The sequence below is a fragment of the Sinorhizobium arboris LMG 14919 genome (genome assembly GCF_000427465.1).
Taxonomy (GTDB): domain Bacteria; phylum Pseudomonadota; class Alphaproteobacteria; order Rhizobiales; family Rhizobiaceae; genus Sinorhizobium; species Sinorhizobium arboris.
In genome coordinates this window covers 570,118-586,784 of the sequence record NZ_ATYB01000014.1, presented here as the reverse complement: position 1 = coordinate 586,784, position 16,667 = coordinate 570,118, and the positions used below count along the sequence as shown (strand labels likewise).

The following is a 16,667-nucleotide window of genomic DNA, read 5'->3' as shown; positions in this document are numbered from 1 at the left end:
ATGAACGATCTGTCTCAACTCAAGCAGGGTGTCTTTGCGCCCGGCCACAGCGCGGAAATGGCCGAGGCCCTCGTCGCCGGAACCGGCATCAGGATCGACGTCGACCGCCGGCGCGGCCGCGGGGCTGCCCTCAACATTTCGGGGCGCTTCGAGCCGAAGACGCGCGAGGTCTTCGATGACGGGTGGCAAACGATCGAGGAACTGCCGCCGTTCAAGACCGAGGTCCAGATTGAAAAGCCGAAAACCGCAATCACGCGCAACGATTCTCCCGACATATCCTTCGACCGGTCGATCAACCCCTATCGCGGCTGCGAGCATGGCTGCATCTACTGCTTCGCACGGCCTACGCACGCCTATATGGGGCTCTCGGCGGGGCTCGATTTCGAAGCCAAGCTCTTCGCCAAGCCCGACGCGCCGCGCCTCCTGGAGCGCGAACTGGCGAGGCCGGACTATAAGCTGCGCCCGATCGCGATCGGCACAAACACCGACCCGTATCAGCCGATCGAGAAGGAATGGCGGATCATGCGCGAGATTCTGAAAGTGTTGAAGGAGGCCAATCACCCGGTGATGATCGTCACCAAGTCGGCAATGGTGACGCGGGACATAGACCTGCTGGCGCCGATGGCGGAAAAGGGCCTCGCCCGGGTCGGACTTTCCGTGACCACGCTCGACCGGAAGTTGGCGCGCAGCATGGAGCCGCGGGCGTCGACGCCGGCCAAGCGGCTCGAGGCGATACGCGCAATTTCCGACGCCGGCATTCCCGCTGGCGTCCTGGTCGCGCCGATCATCCCGGCACTCAACGACCACGAGATCGAACGCGTGCTCGATTCGGCGAAGGCGGCCGGCGCTTCGGATGCGAGCTACGTGCTCCTGCGGCTTCCACTGGAGGTGAGCCCTCTCTTCCGCGACTGGCTTCTCAGGAACTATCCGGACCGCTACCGGCACGTCATGTCGCTCATCCGCTCCATGCGCGGCGGCAAGGATTATGATGCGGAATTCGGCAAACGGATGAAAGGCAGCGGGCCGTACGCCTGGCAGATCGGCCGCCGCTTCGAGCTTGCCGCCAAGCGGCTCGGCCTCAACCTGACGCGCCGGCAGTTGCGCAGCGATCTGTTCGTGCCGCCGTTGGGAATGGGCGTTCAGCTGTCGTTGCTCTAGACACGACGCACTTCCGGACGGAAACCGTTACATACTTTTCCTGGAAGTGTTCGCGTTTCACGTCTTCAGTGGACGATCCAGGAAGCGCAAGCCGTCAAAGTTTTTCCACTTTGGAACGTCTCCAGCGCGGCTTTGAAAATTCCAGCATCCGCCCTTTGCCCCACGGGGCGGCGCTGGTTTCACCCCGGCAACCGCCGCAAACCAAGCCGGGGGCTTGAAGGGAATCGGGCGAGTATGCGAGTGTCTTTTCATGTCACGCCGCAAACAGCCCGATTCCCCTCTTTTTCCTCTTCAGCCGCCTGTTCCGGACTTCACGTTCGAACGCGCCGCGCATCGCGACGGTCTCTGGCCGGTCGCGGGTGCCGACGAGGCAGGCCGCGGGCCGCTCGCCGGCCCGGTCGTCGCCGCCGCGGTCATCCTCGATCCGGATGCAATCCCGGCGGGCCTCAACGACAGCAAGCTCCTGAGCGCGGAACAGCGCGAGGCATTGTTCGAGGAGATTCTGGCGACGTCGACTGTTTCGATCGCCTCCTCCTCGTCGGCACGCATCGACACGACCGATATTCTGAAAGCCAGCCTCGATGCCATGCGCCGGGCCGTCCAAGGTCTTGAGATCGCGGCCCGCATCGTTCTGGTCGACGGCCGCGACGTACCGCCCGGCCTCACCTGCCATGCAAAGGCCATAGTCAAAGGGGACAGCCGCTCCGTGTCCATCGCGGCCGCATCGATCGTCGCCAAAGTCACCCGTGACCGCATGATGGCCCGCGCCGATGCAAGATTCCCGCTCTACGGCTTTGCTCACCACGCGGGCTATGCGACGCTAAAGCATCGCACGGCCATCGAAAGCCACGGCCCCTGCTCTCTGCACCGCATGAGTTTCCGCCCGTTCCGTCAGATTTGACGGCGGTGAGCACCCTCATCCGCCTGCCGGCACCTTCTCACCGCGAGCGGGGCAAAGGGGACTTGCGGCGCTGCTCTGCCCGCAGCCGCTCAAGCAGCGATGCCGAGGCTTGTCCCTTTCCCCGTCAGAACGGAGAGGTCGCGGCAGCGGGATGAGAGGCCGCGCGCCACCCTCAGAATCGAAAGCACCCGACCTGCAATGAAAAACCCCGCCGAAGCGGGGCATTTCAGTCTCCAGCTATTGTCGCCTGGACTTAATTCAGGCGGGACTTGACCTCGCCGAGCGCCTTCTTGAAGAGCGTCTCCTGCGCACCGGCATCGGCCTTGCTTGCGAGCACTTTCTCCGCCGCGCTGATTGCAAGGTCTACTGCAGCAGCGCGCACCGCGTTGATCGCATCGCTTTCGGCCTGCTTGATCTTCTGTTCGGAAAGTGCCGTGCGGCGCGCGACATATTCCTCGGTCTTCTGCTTGGCTTCCGCCGTCAGCATCTCCGCCTCGCGCTGGGCCGCGGCGACGATGCTTGCGGCTTCGGCTTCGGCGTCCTTGCGCTTGCGCTGGTACTCGGCGACGAGGCTCTGTGCTTCCTCGCGCAGACGCTTGGCTTCCGCCAGTTCATTGCCGATCTTGTCGGCGCGGGCGTCGAGCGCCTTGCCGACCATGCCCGGAACCTTGAGATAGGCAATAAGCGCGAAGAAGAGAATCAGGCCTACGAGGGCATAGAAAGTCGCATCAAGAGCCATGGTTCTCTGTTCCTCAGTTGCCGGCCGAAGCCTTGACCGCCTGGGCGATCTCGGTCTTGGTGACGGTTCCGCCGATCAATTGCTTGACGACGGCGGTCGCCGTTTCCTCGGCGATTGCACCGACATCGCCAAGTGCTTTCGACTTGATGTCGGCTATGCGCGCCTCTGCAGCGGCAATCTTCTTCGCGAGGTCGGCTTCGACACCGGCGCGGTCCGCGTTGGCCTTCGTCTTGGCGGCGTCGCGGGCGGTATCGGCGATCGAATGGCCTTTGGCCCTGGCGCTCGCCAATTCCTGCTCATAAGCGGCAATCGCGGCGTCGGCTTCGCCCTTCAGGCGAGATGCTTCGTCGAGATCCTGAGCGATCCGGTCATGGCGCGTCTCGAGAATTCCGCCGATACGCGGAATGATGACCTTCGACATCAGGAGATAGAAAAGGCCGAACGTGATCGCGAGCCACAGAAGCTGCGAAGCGAAATGGGTCGAATCGAAGGGCGGGAACACGCCGGAGCCATGTTCGGCTTCGTGGGCCACACCCGTTTCGGTGTGCACCTCACCGGCCGCAGCGGGATCGTGTGCTTCGGCGCCTTCGGTGGTGGATGACTGGGCATAGGCCGCGGTCACAAACATGCTCACCTCCAGGTGCACTCAAGAATATGCGCGGCCGCGGCCCGACGGGCCGCGGCCAAAACTTCTGCCGCTATTAGACGGCGAAGAGGAGGAGGAGTGCAATGAGCAGCGAGAAGATGCCCAGAGCTTCCGTAACGGCGAAGCCGAATACGAGGCGGCCGAACTGGCCGTCAGCAGCCGACGGATTGCGCAGAGCGCCGGACAGGTAGCTGCCGAAGATGTTGCCGAGGCCGAGAGCCGTGCCGGCCATACCAAGGCATGCAAGACCTGCACCGATGAACTTTGCTGCTTCCGCTTCCATGATTGACTCCTTCGAAATGGTGTTGCGGCTTAGGATTTGTGCTTCCGGTGGCAAGCCGGCCGGAAACCAGCGACTGTTATTCCTTAGTGACCCCCGGGGTGGACGGCATCATTGAGGTACATGCAGGTCAGCACCGCAAAGACATAGGCCTGGAGGAAGGCGACCAGGAATTCAAGACCGGTAAGCGCGACGGTCATGATCAGCGGCAGGATCGCACCGCCAATGCCGAGCGCACCAAATGCGCTGAGCGAGGCGACGAAGCCTGCGAAGACCTTCAGCGTGATATGGCCGGCCAGCATGTTGGCGAACAGACGGACCGAGAGGCTGATGGGTCGGGAAAGGAACGAGATGATTTCGATCGCCACCACCAGCGGCAGAAGCGCGCCCGGCACTCCCTGCGGCACGAACAGCTTGAGGAAACCGAAGCCGTGCTTATAGAAGCCGTAGAGAAGCACTGTGCCGATCACGAAGACCGCGAGGGCGAAGGTGACGATGATCTGGCTGGTGACCGTGAAGAAATAGGGGACCATGCCGAGCAGGTTCGCCGTCAGGATGAACATGAACAGCGAGAAGACCATCGGGAAGAATTTCATCCCGTGGCTGCCGGCGCCCTCCCGGAGCATCGAGGCGATGAACTCGTAGGACATTTCCGATACCGACTGCATGCGCGTCGGGATCAGCCCGCGCTGCGACGTCGTCAGGTAAAGGAAGCCAGCGGCCGCGCCGACGGTCGCAATCATGAACAGCGACGCGTTGGTGAAGGAAAAGTCAATTCCGCCAATTTCGATCGGGACAATCTTGTTGACCAGGAACTGATGGGTCGGATCGTTTGACACCGCGCTTCTCTTTCGTTTTGCCCGCCCGCGAGCGGAAATCCTGTTCTTCCCGGCGACGCTTCAGGCGCCGCCGCCGTCCTCTTTATCCACGCCCGGCCCATCCTTCCGCTGGTCGGATGTCGCCACCAAACCGGCGGAACGCAGGACGTTCAACACGCCGGCACAAAAGCCGAGAAGCAGGAGGACGATCATGCCCCACGGCCCTGTACCCGCAAAGTGGTCCAAAAGATAGCCCAGAAACGCCCCGACCAGGATACCGGCGATGAATTCGCTCGAAAGCTTCATCGCCGCCGCGTAACCCTTGCGGCTTTCGTCGGCACGCCCATCCGCCCCTTCCGGGACATCCGTCCGCTTCTTGGACTTGATATCCTCGCCGAGGCGCTTGAGCCGCGCTTCCAGACTTTCTTCCGGCTTCTCCGTCACATGGCTCCCCTTTGCAGCCCCCACGCGGTCGAACGCGATCTCGGTCATACAAACGGCCGGTGTTCAAGCCACGCTTCGGCCCCATTTGAAGTCGCGCGCAACATAGTTTTAGGCACCCGCATAGTCAAGGCATCCAGGCACCTTCGACGTGGACAATATTCTTGTTATAGTTCAATTACTTAGCAATAAATCCGAGCTGCTGCGACAAAGGTGCAACGGGAATCGGCGCCGCAGGTGGGGGGCTTGCACCTTTGCTTCGGCAGCGATTGTCGCCACCGATCCGGCTCAGCGTCAGCTCCAGCCGCCGCCATAGGTCCTGTAGAAGATGTGCAGTCCGATCTTCCCGACCCGCTTCATCGTCTTCGCCCATGCGGGATTCACATAGGTGGCGTGATAATGCGTCGCCGAGCCGACTTCGGGCAGCCAGATTCTGCCGGCAGTCACCGCCAGCGCGACCTCCTTGGCGGTCGTCCAGTGCGATCGCGAGTAGATCAGGTCGCGGATCATGTCGCAGGCGAAAGAGAACTGGCAGCGATTGCGCCAGGCCTTGTTCTGGTAGACCACGCCGCAGATCGTCTTCGGATAGGTGGGATTGCGGACGCGATTGAGGATGACCTGCGCCACCGCGGCCTGCCCCTTCACCGGCTCGCTGCGGGCCTCGAAGTAGATCCCTTCGGCCAGGCAGGTCTGCTCTTCCTTGCTGAAGACCGTCGGCGGCAGGGGCGTCGCCGCCCAGGCATGATCGTCTGGCGCGATGTCCGGGATGAAGCGTCCCGCGTTCTCCTCGTTCTGCAGAATCGAATCGAAGGGCGACTCGCGCGCATAGTCCGGCTCGGGCCGGACATAGGCGGTCGCAAGAATATCGGGCTTGTCGTTGGTGATGAGCTTGGCAAGCATCGGGGAGAGGCCCGGCTCCGGCTTCGGAGGCGTCTTGCGGTAGAAGGCCGTGGCGATCTCGATCTCCTTGCCTTTGATCTTCGGCTTGGCAAAGACCATCTTCTCGGGGCCGTCGAGCGCCGGATCTATGAGCGAGCTCGTGCGCTGAAGGATCGAACCGGCGCTGAAGTCCTTGGGCGGGGTCACCGGCGTGACGGCGACGATCCGTCCTTTCTTCAGCTTGCGCGTGACCCGGTCCTCATCCGGCGTTCCCTGATGTTTCGATTCGGCAGTCAGCGCGACACGACCTCCGTCCGGCAGGGTCATGCCGGCACCGCCGTCGAGCGCCCCGGTGGTGATCGGATCCGTGAAGACCATCTCGACTTCGTGAAGGGAGCCGGCGGGCGACTGAGTGAGATAGGTGCGCCAACGCTCGCCGCCTCGGTTGATGCCGGACAGAAACGTCGCGATGTCCGAATAGGCGACCGCCGAGGGAAAGCCGAGGAAGACCGCAAGGCCTATGATGGCCGGGGCGCGCCAGGCCGAGAAAGAAAACCGAAACTCGTCACGCGACTTCCAACTCTTACGCACCGTCGGCTCCAGCAACTCTTACTCAAGCACGCGTTCTCGCAAGCCGGCGGCGAGCCAGCGGCAAGATTCATGCAGGACGGTAGATCACGATGAATTCGGGTCGATCCGACCTAAATTCATGAACGCGATCGATCCAAAAAGCAGAGCGGGATACGGGCGGAAAACCGCGCACACTTTTCCTCATCCCGCTCCAGGATTCGAAAGCGGTCGGCCGGCACGCCGGGACTGCTTCGCTTGAGCCTTGAAAATGCGGCATTAACCTTGATGTTTGGTTAATGCGCGCGCGTCGGGACCGGCAATTCGCCCAGAGGCCAGACGTGCGCGGCATCAGGTTTCCTCGGATCAGATGATCACGTGAGAGCCGAGTTCGACCACCCGGTTCGTCGGCAGGCGGAAATAGTCCGAAGGGTCGATCGCAGCATTGGCGAGTGCGATGAACAGGCGGTCCTGCCAATGGGGCATCCCGGACTGAGCATCGGGCACGAGTTTGCGGCGGCCGAGATAGAACGAGGTCGACATGATGTCGAACTTCAAGCCCGATTTCCGGAAAAGACCAAGCGCCTGCGAGACGTTCTGCGTCTCCATGAAACCGAACCTCATCTCCAGCAAAGTGAAACGCTCCGACAGCCGCCGCGAACTGACCCGCTCTTCCTTCGGCACTTTCGGCGTGTTTGCCGTGCGGATCGTCAGGATGAAATTCTGCTGATGCAGCACGTGATTGTGTTTGATGTTGTGCAGCAGAGCAGCAGGCGTCGATTCCGGATCGCTGGTCAGGAAGATCGCGGTGCCAGGCACGGATACCGGCGCGTGCTCGCTCTGGCGCTCGATCGATTTTATGAAGCTTTCCAGCGGAATATCGATGTGACGTGTCTTGGCACGCAGGATCGCCGTGCCCCGTTTCCACGTCCACATGAGGACGATGAAGGTCGCCGCGATCAGGATCGGGACATAACCGCCATCGTGGATCTTCAGCATGTTGGCGCCAAGGAAGACGAACTCCAGCGCGAATAGCGGCAGCAGTGCGCCGGCCGCCCACCAGGCCGGCCAGTTCCAGCGCATACGCAGGAATTCGAACGAAAGAACCGAGGTGACGACCATCGCCCCGGTAACCGAAATGCCATAGGCGGTCGCAAGCGACTCGGACGAGCCGAAGATGAAGACAAGCGCCATGACGCCGAACATCAGGAGCGTGTTGACGTTCGGCAGGTAGATCTGGCCCGTATGGGTTTCGGACGTATGAAAGATCGCCATGCGCGGCAGGAAACCGAGATGGATCGCCTGGCGCGTCAGCGAAAAGGCGCCGGTTATAACCGCCTGACTGGCGATAATGGTCGCCGCGGTCGCAAGAAGGACGGCGGGCAGCAGCGCCCATTTCGGAAACATCAGGAAGAAGGGATCGGACATCGCCTCCGGATTCTTGAGCACGAAGGCGCCCTGCCCCAGATAGTTCAGCGTGAGCGCGGGGAAGACGACGGTGAACCAGGCCCATTGGATCGGGCGCCGGCCGAAATGGCCGAGATCGGCGTAAAGCGCCTCGGCACCCGTGACTGTCAGGAAGACGGCGCCGAGTACAACGATCCCGACATAGCCTTCGTTCAGCATGAAGGCGACGGCATAATATGGATTGAAGGCCCTGAAAATCGACAGGTCGTCGGCAATATGCACGAAGCCGATCGCCCCCATGACCAGGAACCAGAGGAGCGTGATCGGCCCGAAGAAATTGGAAACCGCGGCGGTACCCTTCGACTGAACGGCGAAGAGGAGGAGAAGGATCACAACGGCGATCGGAACGACATAGTCCGAAAGGGCCGGAGTCACCAACTTCAAACCCTCCACGGCCGAGAGCACCGACAGTGCCGGTGTGATCATCGCGTCGCCGATGAAAAGCGCCGCGCCCGCAATCCCCATGAAGAACAGGATCGCCGCATGGCCGTTCGCAGTCTTCATGAGAAGCGCAAGCAGGGAGAGCGTGCCGCCCTCGCCCTGGTTGTCCGCACGCAGCAGGAAAAGCACGTATTTTATCGTGACGATGATCGTCAGGGCCCAGATCATCAGCGAGATCAGGCCGACGATCTCCACATCCGTCACACCGTCGTGCGAGACGGGGCGCAGGGCTTCGCGGAAGGCATAGAGCGGACTGGTCCCGATATCGCCATAGACGACGCCGACGGAGCCAAGCGCCAGAACCAGCAGGCGCCGGGTATTCTCCACCCCATGCATTGCGGGAGCAGACAATTGAGACATATGTGCCCAACAGGCCCTTAGAGCCAGCCTTTCCAGCGGAAGAAGAAAAACGGGATCACGGCCGAAAGCACCATGGCCGCAAGCGCCCACGGATAGCCGAACTGCCATTCAAGTTCAGGCATCAAGCGGAAGTTCATGCCGTAGATGGACGCGACCAGTGTCGGCGGCAGCAGAACGACCGAAGCGATCGAGAAGATCTTGATGATCGCGTTCTGCTCGACATTGATGAGGCCGAGCGAGGCATCGAGCAGGAAGGTGATGTTTCCCGAGATGAAAGCCGTATGTTCCGAAAGCGACTGGATGTCCCGGGATATCGTGCGGCAAAGCTCGCGGCTTTCCTTGTCCGCTTGAACGTCGGGAACCGTATAGACGAAGGTCAGCAGCCTCGAAAGCGAGGCGAGGCTGTCGCGCGTCTTGGCGACCAGCCGGTGATAGCCCGCCACGTCGCGCAGGCGCGCTTCAAGGAAGTGGGGCGGCCTGCGCCGGCCGGAAGCCTTTTCGCCGAAGACCTGGAGCGCCAGATCGTCGATCTTGTCGACCGCCTGCTCGAGAATTTCCGCCGTTCGGTCGACGATCGTCTCGAGCAGTCGCGTCAGGATCACCGCGCCGTTGCGGCAGCCGCCGGGAATACGGTGCATGCCGGCCTTGAAGAGGCTGAAGGCCCTGGGTTCGGCATAGCGGACGGTGACGAGGCGCCTGCCCGCCAGGATGAAGCCGACATCCGTCAGCCCCGGCATTTCCGTGTCGCTTCGATAGACGAGCGACGCGGTCATGAAAACGGAACCGTCATCGGTATAAAGCCTGCTTGAGGGTTCGATGTCTTTCAGATCGTCCCGCGTCGGTATGGGAATTCCGAGCAGATTTTCGATCATCACGTCTTCCGCCTTGGTCGGCTCGACAAGGTCGATCCAGACGAGATCGGGACGCAGGACCGACGGCGGCTCGGCCGTCGAGAGAGCGACAGCTTCGCCGTTGGCGCAATAGCCCGTGATCATGTGGCCGCCTTTTTCATGCAGCCGACAACGATGAACCAGGAAGATACCGCAGGATCAGCCGCCATTTTCCACAATGCAGATTCATCCGATGAAGGCTTCCAGCCGTTTCGACGCTGCTCGACGGCAGTCGGATCAAAGTCCCCGGCGACGGCAGCGGCTGGCTTTGCCTTGCCCATGCGAGCCAAGGGGTATGGCGCAACGCTGGCGCAAAATCAATGGCCTTGAGGAATGCAGCGCTTCCGCTGGAGTACGGCTCCGCCGCTCAACAATCGCCGCGCCGGCAGGACCGATCGGCAAGCGGCCGCGGCGAAGCGCTATTCGAAGACGATCTTCGGCATCGCACGGCTTGCGTCCTGCCGGGCAGCGACGACTTCGCCCCAGACCCGCGCCGCGATGTCGCGGTAGACGCGCGCGACCTCTCCATCGGGCTCGGACGCGACGAGAGGTGTTCCCGCGTCGGAGGTCTCCCGTATACCCATGGTCAGGGGCACTTCTCCGAGGAACGGCACCCCGATGCGCTCGGCCTCCTTGCGCGCGCCGCCATGACCGAAGATGTCGTAGCGCCTGCCCGTATCAGGCGCCACGAAATAGCTCATGTTTTCGACGATCCCGAGAACCGGAACCTCGACCTTGCGGAACATGGCGAGGCCCTTGCGGGCATCGACGAGCGCGAGGTCCTGTGGCGTCGACACGATGACGGCGCCTGCGAGCGGCACCTGCTGGGCCATCGTCAGCTGTGCGTCGCCGGTGCCCGGCGGCATGTCCACGACGAGAACATCGAGGTCGCCCCATGCCACTTCACGCAACATCTGCAGGAGCGCCGACTGAATCATCGGTCCGCGCCAGATCATCGCGACCTCCTCGTCCACCAGGAAGCCCATCGACATGACCTTCAGGCCATAGTTTTCCATCGGACGGATAAGCCGCCCTTCGATCTGTTGCGGACGGCCGGAAATCTTCAAAAGCCGCGGCATCGAAGGGCCGTAGATATCGGCATCGAGGAGCCCGACCTTCAGCCCGTTTGCCTGAAGCGCCAGCGCCAGATTGACTGAAGTCGTGGACTTGCCGACGCCGCCTTTGCCGGACGCGACGGCGATAATGGCGCCCACGCCGGGGATGCCCGCCTTCGGCGCTGCGCCGCCGCCTGGCCGTTGAGCCGGCGCGGCGTGTGCAGGGGTGGACCGGGGTCGCTCGACGGCGGCTTTCGGGGGCGCGGCCTTGCGGTCCGCGGTCAATGCCACCATGGCCGCTTTCACGCCGGGAATCTCGCGTACGACCCGTTCGGCCGCCGCTCGCATCGGTTCGAGCTCCTTCGCCCGATCCGCCGGCACGGTAATCGAAAAATAAGCCTTGCCGTCGGAAATGAACACATCGGAGACGAGACCGAGATCGACGATGTTGCCTTCCATGTCAGGACCGCGGACGTTCCGCAGCTTTTCCAGAACTATTTCCCGGGTGACGTCGGGCATGTCGGCCTCTTGCTCTTTCCATGGCACCTACAGCGCCGCGGTCTTATCGGACTCGCAAGGGTTGCTGTAGCACTTTGATCCACGATCCGCCGCAACGCTTTTGGCTGCCGCAATGGTATTCCCAAATCGGACACGATTTAAGGAGTTATGCAGTAGATAGACGAGCCGGGGCGCTTCGCCAATGCGACAGGTGAGAAAATAAAAGACCGCCAGCCGATCGCCGTGTCCGTACATCCGGGATCACAGGCGATCGGCGGCGGTCCTTGTCGCGACCTTCTTGGGCGCTGTCTTATTTTGGTCCCCTCTGGACACGGCACTGGCTATGCAGAAAGCGTGCCAGTTGGGAAATTCCCGGAAAACCTCGATTTTTCAAGGGGGTGATCGTCGCGGCCGAGGCATCGCAGAGCCTGCGCTGCTCATTTCCTGAGCATGCGTGCCGTTTAGGCACTCTTCCGACCTTTGCTTTGCGGCTCCGGCCGGAAACCCGCTTCGCAGTTTTCCTGGAAGCTCTAGCTGATATAGCCCTTTTTCATCGCCTTCACGACCGCCTGTGTGCGGTTCACCGCGTCGAGCTTCTTGGTGACGTGGTTGAGGTAATGATTGATCGTGTGCTCCGACAGGCCGAGTATACCTGCGATTTCGGAACTGGTCTTGCCGGCGGCCGTCCAGCTCAGGCACTGGATCTCCCTTTCGGAAAGGACCGTGTTGGTATTTTTCCACACGGAGCCGATCTCGGCGAGCCGGTTATAGACGTGGATCGCGATCATCTGCAGTTCCATGGCCGCGGTCATCGGCAGGTCCGTTTCCGAGCCCATGAGGATAACCGCGCCGCGGCCGCCCTCGGCATCGTGGACCGGGAAATAGTTGGCTTGAAATATGCCGTTCTCGCGCAGCATGGCGATATAATCCGCGGCAGCGTCCGGTTTGCCTCCTTCCTTCTCCCAGTCTTCGAGCATGACCTGAAACGGGGTTGTGGTCTCTCTCAGCCGGCGCACCCCGGTGCTGAAACGCAGCATCGAAAGGCTGTCATATTTGTTGAGGAGTTCGGCCGGCATGTTCGAGATGACAGTGTTGGCGGAGAGGCGCTCCACCTCGACTGCGGGAATCGAACAGATGAGAAACGTTTTGAAGCCGAAAATCTGCGTGACCCGCCGCATGTAGCGGATGATGTCGAACTGGGTCTCGAGCCTTGCTATCTCCGACGCGAAATCGCCGCCCCGGGGCAAATCGATGTCAGTCATCCCCGTCGTAATCATATCCTGCATTCGCGCGGTTCCATCGCATTCATCGACTATCAAATAGCCCGAGCGGACGAGCTATGCCAACAGGTGATTGACGATCATTCCTTCTGATGCGCAAAACCCTGTGCATTTCGCCCGCGTGCCGATGGAAGCCGAACCCGCCTTGCAACCGGTAAGTGGCTGCGTTCGGATCATGCGCCCTCATTCCTGTACTCGTCGCAAGGATCAGCAAAAAAGAGCTTCAATCGGACCTCAACGCGCCTGTCGCGTTCCGGGGTTTCGAAGGATTGCACGAGATCACGATGAATTTTGGTCGGGCCGGCCAAAGATCATGAAACGTGATCGATTCAAGTCGGGCGGGACGCGGGCGGAAAACCGCACGCACTTTCCCAATCCCGCTCCAAGGCCCGTCGAGATTCGGGATATCCGCCGCGGCTTGTCTGATCTCCTCATCCCGTGAATTCCGCCGGACCAAGTCCTTGGTCTGAGAAACCATTTCCCCGCGCCGCAAACGCGGCGCTGCTGGATCTCTGTGCACAGAGATGGGGACGAGGAGAGATCAGAGCTTCAACGCCATTATCCATCTCGCATCAGCCGCCATAGGCTCAACATGAAGCTCAACAAGCCCCGGCGGCATCCATCAATTGATAAGCCCCGCGCGGATCGCCTTGGCGACGGTTTGGACGCGATTGACCGAATCCAGCTTGCGCGTCGCGCGGTTGAGATAGTGGTTCACCGTATATTCCGACAGCGCCATGATGCGCGCCATCTCCACGGTCGTCTTGCCGGCAGCAGCCCAACGCAAACACTCGATCTCGCGCCGGGAAAGACTGCCGGGGCCGCGCCTGTCGCGCGTTCTGACCTCGCTCAGCCGGCTGTAGAGAAGGCCGGCCCAGAGGTTCAGTTCCTGCAGCTCGTCGCCGGAGACGGCGGACCTGTCGCCGCCGAAGGCGACAGCGGCGCGGTGCCCCGCGGCATCGTGGACCGGCAGATACACCCCGCGCGGCATGTTCGCCTGTTCGAAGACGCATATGGCGGCATCCCCTTTGCCGTCCACGCGCCCGCGCGCCAGTTGATGGGCATCATAGGTAAAGGGAATGGTGCTGCGCCGCAGCCGCTGGATCACGGGACTGCCGTCGATCAGGCGGGCACTGTCATAGCGCCGGAGGAAATCCATCGGCCAAGTCGTCATGAGCGCCTGGGCGGTCAGGCTGTGGCACCCGGCCTCGGGAATGGCGAGGACCATGAAGCCGCGAAAGCCGAAGCCTTCCGACACCTGGCCGAGCGCGCGCCTGACATCATCCTCAGTGTCGATCGACCCGCTGACGGCGTGGCCATCGGGGAGGACCATTGAGGATATATCCACGCTGAAATCGATCATCTTCCGCCCGCCTCCCACATCCGTGCTCCGCCTGGAGCATGGCCGCTCACGCCGTCGTGCCATGCCGCGGCTTCCACCATACAACCAGCCGTGGCAGCAGACCGCTAGTGAAGCTACTTATCTTGAGCCTTTTCGTCCAGTCGAAACTTCTAATTTACCGTAAAGCGATCCCATTGCACATTTTCCTGATACAGGCCGCGATCCTCAAACTGTTACAGCGACCGTTGCGCGTCCGACATGACGCGCGGCCCTGTAGCCTCCGTTTCGCGCCCCGGACCGAATCGGACCCGGACCTCTTCCTCGATCTTCGCCGCCGCCTTGCGCACATCCGGTGCCCAGGCGGTCAGCTGCTGCAAGCTGACCCGGTAGGAGGGGCCGGTCACCGAAATTCCTCCGAAGAGGTCGTGTTCCGGAACGCTGATCGGGGCGGCCACACAGCAGATCTCCGCTTCGTGCTCCTCTCGGTCGAACGCATGGCCGTCGTGCCGGATCTCCTCGATCTCGGCAAGAAGCGATTCTTTCGAGCGGTGCGTATGCGCCGTGAATGGATGAAACGCCATTCCCGCCGAGATCCGCTGCAGTTCGCTTCGAGGAAGCACCGACAACGCCGCCTTGCCGATACCCGTGCAGTAGGCCGGCGACGCCTTACCGATCTGCGAGCTCATACGCACGGTCTGCCGGCTTTCCACCTTGTCGACATAGATGATCTCGGCTTCCCGCAGAACGCCCAGATGCACTGTCTCGCCGGTCAACTGGTGCAGATGCAGGAGGTAGGGCGCAGCGACCTTCCGAAACCGGTTCCCCGACCAGGAACGATAGGCGAATTTCAACAGCCGGATCCCGGGCTCGTAGGACAAGTCGGGGCGCTGCGCCAGCAAGCCCTCTTCGACGAGGTGACCCAGCAGCCGGTGCAGGGTACCGCGCGGCTGATGCACGCTTTGCAATATATCCGTGAAGCGCTGAGGGCGCTCGGCCGTGACTACGGCCTCCAGCACCGCCATTGCCTTGCCAAGCGTGCCGGTGCCGGCGCTATCCCCTTCCATGCCGCCTTCCTTCTTTCGCTTCATTCCCATCGCTATCAGCTGCACGACCTTGACAGGATAAAAGCATTGGCGCGATAATTCCAGATAATAAAACACAGTTCCGGATAATGGAACAATTCTGCAGCTGCGGTTTTGGGGAGAAGCCATGACTATGCCGAGCAGCCAGTTTCCCGACCTGCGCGATCGCGGGGTTCTGGTCACCGGAGGCGGCTCCGGGATAGGCGCCGCGCTGGTGGAGGCGTTCGCCCGCCAAGGCGCGCGCGTCGCATTCGTGGATATCGCGGCGGCACCGAGCCTAGCGCTCTGCGAAAGAGTCGCGGCGCGGACCCGGCAGGCGCCGCACTTCATCGAAGCAGACCTCCGCAATGTCGAGGCCGTGCGGGCCGCGGCGGAAGAGGCGTTCGCCAAGCTCGGTTCGGTCCATGTCCTCGTCAACAACGCCGCGCGAGACGACCGGCAGGCGCTCGAAGCTGTGACGGAGGAGAGCTGGGAAGAAAGCCTTTCCGTCAACCTCCGGCATCTCTTCTTCATGTGCCAGGCGGTCGCGCCGCACATGCAGCGGCAAGGCGGCGGGTCGATCATCAACTTCTCGTCGATCGCCTTCATGCTCAACATGCCGGAAATCCCTGCCTACTCTACGGCCAAGGCAGGCATCGTCGGCCTCACAAAATCGCTCGCCGGCAAGCTCGGACCGGACAATATACGCGTCAACGCGATCCTGCCCGGCATGGTCGTGACGGAGCGGCAGCGGCGCCTGTGGCTCACGGAAGAATCGATCGCGCGGATGCAGGAAAGGCAGTGCCTCAAGCGCATGCTCGTCGCCGACGACCTCGTCGGGCCCTGCCTCTTTCTGGCGTCGGACAGTTCGGCGGCGATGACCGCACAGACGATGATCATCGATGGAGGCGTATTTTGACGACGGCAGGCTATTATGCCGCAGTGGACTGGGGGACATCGAGCTTCCGCCTGTGGGTCATCGGAGAGGACGGGGCCGTGCTTGCCGAGCGGCGCAGCGCCGAGGGCATGACGACGGCCGCGAAGACGGGTTTTCACAAGGTTCTTGACGGCCATCTCGCCGCCGTCTCCGCGCCCCCGCATTTGCCGATTATCATCTGCGGCATGGCGGGTGCCCGCCAGGGCTGGAGGGAGGCCGGCTATATCGAAACGCCGGCGCCGCTCGCCGAGATTGCCGGCCGTGCCATAGCCATTCCCGATGTCGACCGAGACATCCGCATCCTCCCCGGCCTCGCCCAGCGTGACCAACGATATCCGGATGTCATGCGTGGCGAGGAGACGCAGCTCCTCGGAGCAGTCGCTCTCCTCGGCAGCGGGCGGCATCTCGTCTGCATGCCCGGCACGCACAGCAAATGGGTCCGTCTTGCAGCCGACAAGGTCGAGGGCTTTTCCACCTTCATGACCGGCGAGCTCTTCGAAGCCGTCTCGCGCCACACGATCCTCAGCCACGCGGTGGCGGGAGCCGAAACGTTTCCGGCCGACAGCTCAGCCTTTGCCGAGGCCGTAAGCCACGCGAGGCACAACCCGGCACTTGCGACCAATCTGCTCTTTTCGGTTCGCGCCGGGCAGCTTCTGCACGGCACCGGCGCTGCCGATGCGCGGGCAAAGCTTTCCGGGGCCCTGATCGGCCTTGAGATCGCCGGTGCGCTCTCCGGTTTCGGTCCCCGGGAAAGCGTTTGCCTCGTCGGTTCCGGCGCGCTTGGCAGGCTCTATCGTACCGCGCTGGAAGGCCAGGGTCTCAACGTTCGGGTCGTCGACGCCGATGAGGCGGTGCGAGCCGGCCTTTCCGCTGCAGCCCAGTCGATCTGGCCCTTGTAAGAGAAAGA

At 62.1% G+C, this 16,667-nt stretch carries 16 protein-coding genes; 4 read left to right on the top strand and 12 right to left on the bottom strand.

The genetic code is table 11. From position 1 onward, the window contains the following. Both SINAR_RS0113900 and rnhB read left to right on the top strand, forming a co-directional pair. The gene (locus SINAR_RS0113900; RefSeq protein WP_027999659.1) at positions 1–1,158 is read left to right on the top strand and encodes a PA0069 family radical SAM protein; all 1,158 of its coding nucleotides are present in this window, start codon (positions 1–3) and stop codon (positions 1,156–1,158) included. Between the two features lie 250 nt (positions 1,159–1,408). Then, a complete protein-coding gene (gene rnhB, locus SINAR_RS0113895) occupies positions 1,409–2,059 on the top strand; it encodes a ribonuclease HII (RefSeq protein ID WP_027999658.1) in 651 nt (216 codons plus the stop codon). Positions 2,060–2,312: 253 nt separating this feature from the next. Here rnhB and SINAR_RS0113890 read toward each other — a convergent pair whose 3' ends face one another. The 12 genes from SINAR_RS0113890 to SINAR_RS0113835 all read right to left on the bottom strand — a co-directional run bounded on the left by SINAR_RS0113890 (position 2,313) and on the right by SINAR_RS0113835 (position 14,856). After that, on the bottom strand, positions 2,313–2,798 hold the full coding sequence (locus SINAR_RS0113890) for a F0F1 ATP synthase subunit B (RefSeq protein ID WP_027999657.1): 486 nt from the start codon (positions 2,796–2,798) through the stop codon (positions 2,313–2,315). A 13-nt stretch (positions 2,799–2,811) separates the two neighbouring features. Then, entirely contained in the window at positions 2,812–3,426 is a 615-nt protein-coding gene (locus tag SINAR_RS0113885) for a F0F1 ATP synthase subunit B (RefSeq protein WP_027999656.1), read from the bottom strand. A 73-nt stretch (positions 3,427–3,499) separates the two neighbouring features. Next, positions 3,500–3,727: a F0F1 ATP synthase subunit C gene (locus SINAR_RS0113880; protein WP_027999655.1), complete on the bottom strand. Its 228-nt coding sequence runs from the start codon at positions 3,725–3,727 to the stop codon at positions 3,500–3,502. 83 nt (positions 3,728–3,810) lie between these two features. Beyond that, positions 3,811–4,563, bottom strand: coding sequence for a F0F1 ATP synthase subunit A (locus tag SINAR_RS0113875; protein WP_027999654.1), 753 nt, complete (start codon positions 4,561–4,563; stop codon positions 3,811–3,813). Positions 4,564–4,623: 60 nt separating this feature from the next. Beyond that, positions 4,624–4,986 (bottom strand): AtpZ/AtpI family protein, encoded by a 363-nt coding sequence (locus SINAR_RS0113870; RefSeq protein WP_027999653.1) that lies wholly within the window; start codon positions 4,984–4,986, stop codon positions 4,624–4,626. A 291-nt stretch (positions 4,987–5,277) separates the two neighbouring features. Continuing rightward, entirely contained in the window at positions 5,278–6,453 is a 1,176-nt protein-coding gene (locus SINAR_RS0113865; protein WP_027999652.1) for a cell wall hydrolase, read from the bottom strand. A gap of 342 nt (positions 6,454–6,795) precedes the next feature. Continuing rightward, positions 6,796–8,697, bottom strand: coding sequence for a potassium transporter Kup (locus SINAR_RS0113860; protein WP_033057416.1), 1,902 nt, complete (start codon positions 8,695–8,697; stop codon positions 6,796–6,798). A gap of 17 nt (positions 8,698–8,714) precedes the next feature. Further along, positions 8,715–9,692 carry a magnesium transporter CorA family protein gene (locus tag SINAR_RS0113855; RefSeq protein WP_027999650.1) on the bottom strand — a complete coding sequence of 326 codons (978 nt, stop codon included), beginning with the start codon at positions 9,690–9,692 and terminating at the stop codon, positions 8,715–8,717. 314 nt (positions 9,693–10,006) lie between these two features. Continuing rightward, positions 10,007–11,161, bottom strand: a complete 1,155-nt coding sequence (locus tag SINAR_RS0113850; RefSeq protein ID WP_027999649.1) for an Mrp/NBP35 family ATP-binding protein — start codon at positions 11,159–11,161, stop codon at positions 10,007–10,009. 509 nt (positions 11,162–11,670) lie between these two features. Next, positions 11,671–12,426: a LuxR family transcriptional regulator NurR gene (nurR, locus tag SINAR_RS0113845; protein WP_027999648.1), complete on the bottom strand. Its 756-nt coding sequence runs from the start codon at positions 12,424–12,426 to the stop codon at positions 11,671–11,673. 616 nt (positions 12,427–13,042) lie between these two features. Continuing rightward, positions 13,043–13,783: a helix-turn-helix transcriptional regulator gene (locus tag SINAR_RS0113840; RefSeq protein WP_027999647.1), complete on the bottom strand. Its 741-nt coding sequence runs from the start codon at positions 13,781–13,783 to the stop codon at positions 13,043–13,045. A gap of 212 nt (positions 13,784–13,995) precedes the next feature. After that, positions 13,996–14,856: an IclR family transcriptional regulator gene (locus tag SINAR_RS0113835; protein WP_027999646.1), complete on the bottom strand. Its 861-nt coding sequence runs from the start codon at positions 14,854–14,856 to the stop codon at positions 13,996–13,998. 115 nt (positions 14,857–14,971) lie between these two features. Between SINAR_RS0113835 and SINAR_RS0113830 the strand changes: the two genes are divergently transcribed. Both SINAR_RS0113830 and SINAR_RS0113825 read left to right on the top strand, forming a co-directional pair. Further along, positions 14,972–15,742, top strand: a complete 771-nt coding sequence (locus SINAR_RS0113830) for an SDR family NAD(P)-dependent oxidoreductase (protein ID WP_027999645.1) — start codon at positions 14,972–14,974, stop codon at positions 15,740–15,742. Then, positions 15,739–16,659, top strand: a complete 921-nt coding sequence (locus tag SINAR_RS0113825) for a 2-dehydro-3-deoxygalactonokinase (protein WP_027999644.1) — start codon at positions 15,739–15,741, stop codon at positions 16,657–16,659. The genes SINAR_RS0113830 and SINAR_RS0113825 overlap by 4 nt, the downstream gene beginning before the upstream one ends. Positions 16,660–16,667: the final 8 nt, after the last annotated feature.

Bases quoted from the DNA above. Each gene is read 5' to 3' on its own strand.
- SINAR_RS0113860 (WP_033057416.1), bottom strand. From the start codon at position 8,697: ATGTCTCAATTGTCTGCTCCCGCAATGCATGGGGTGGAGAATACCCGG.
- SINAR_RS0113880 (WP_027999655.1), bottom strand. From the start codon at position 3,727: ATGGAAGCGGAAGCAGCAAAGTTCATCGGTGCAGGTCTTGCATGCCTT.
- SINAR_RS0113855 (WP_027999650.1), bottom strand. From the start codon at position 9,692: ATGATCACGGGCTATTGCGCCAACGGCGAAGCTGTCGCTCTCTCGACG.
- SINAR_RS0113840 (WP_027999647.1), bottom strand. From the start codon at position 13,783: ATGATCGATTTCAGCGTGGATATATCCTCAATGGTCCTCCCCGATGGC.
- SINAR_RS0113830 (WP_027999645.1), top strand. From the start codon at position 14,972: ATGACTATGCCGAGCAGCCAGTTTCCCGACCTGCGCGATCGCGGGGTT.
- SINAR_RS0113850 (WP_027999649.1), bottom strand. From the start codon at position 11,161: ATGCCCGACGTCACCCGGGAAATAGTTCTGGAAAAGCTGCGGAACGTC.
- rnhB (WP_027999658.1), top strand. From the start codon at position 1,409: ATGTCACGCCGCAAACAGCCCGATTCCCCTCTTTTTCCTCTTCAGCCG.
- SINAR_RS0113900 (WP_027999659.1), top strand. From the start codon at position 1: ATGAACGATCTGTCTCAACTCAAGCAGGGTGTCTTTGCGCCCGGCCAC.
- SINAR_RS0113885 (WP_027999656.1), bottom strand. From the start codon at position 3,426: ATGTTTGTGACCGCGGCCTATGCCCAGTCATCCACCACCGAAGGCGCC.
- SINAR_RS0113835 (WP_027999646.1), bottom strand. From the start codon at position 14,856: ATGGGAATGAAGCGAAAGAAGGAAGGCGGCATGGAAGGGGATAGCGCC.
- SINAR_RS0113890 (WP_027999657.1), bottom strand. From the start codon at position 2,798: ATGGCTCTTGATGCGACTTTCTATGCCCTCGTAGGCCTGATTCTCTTC.
- nurR (WP_027999648.1), bottom strand. From the start codon at position 12,426: ATGCAGGATATGATTACGACGGGGATGACTGACATCGATTTGCCCCGG.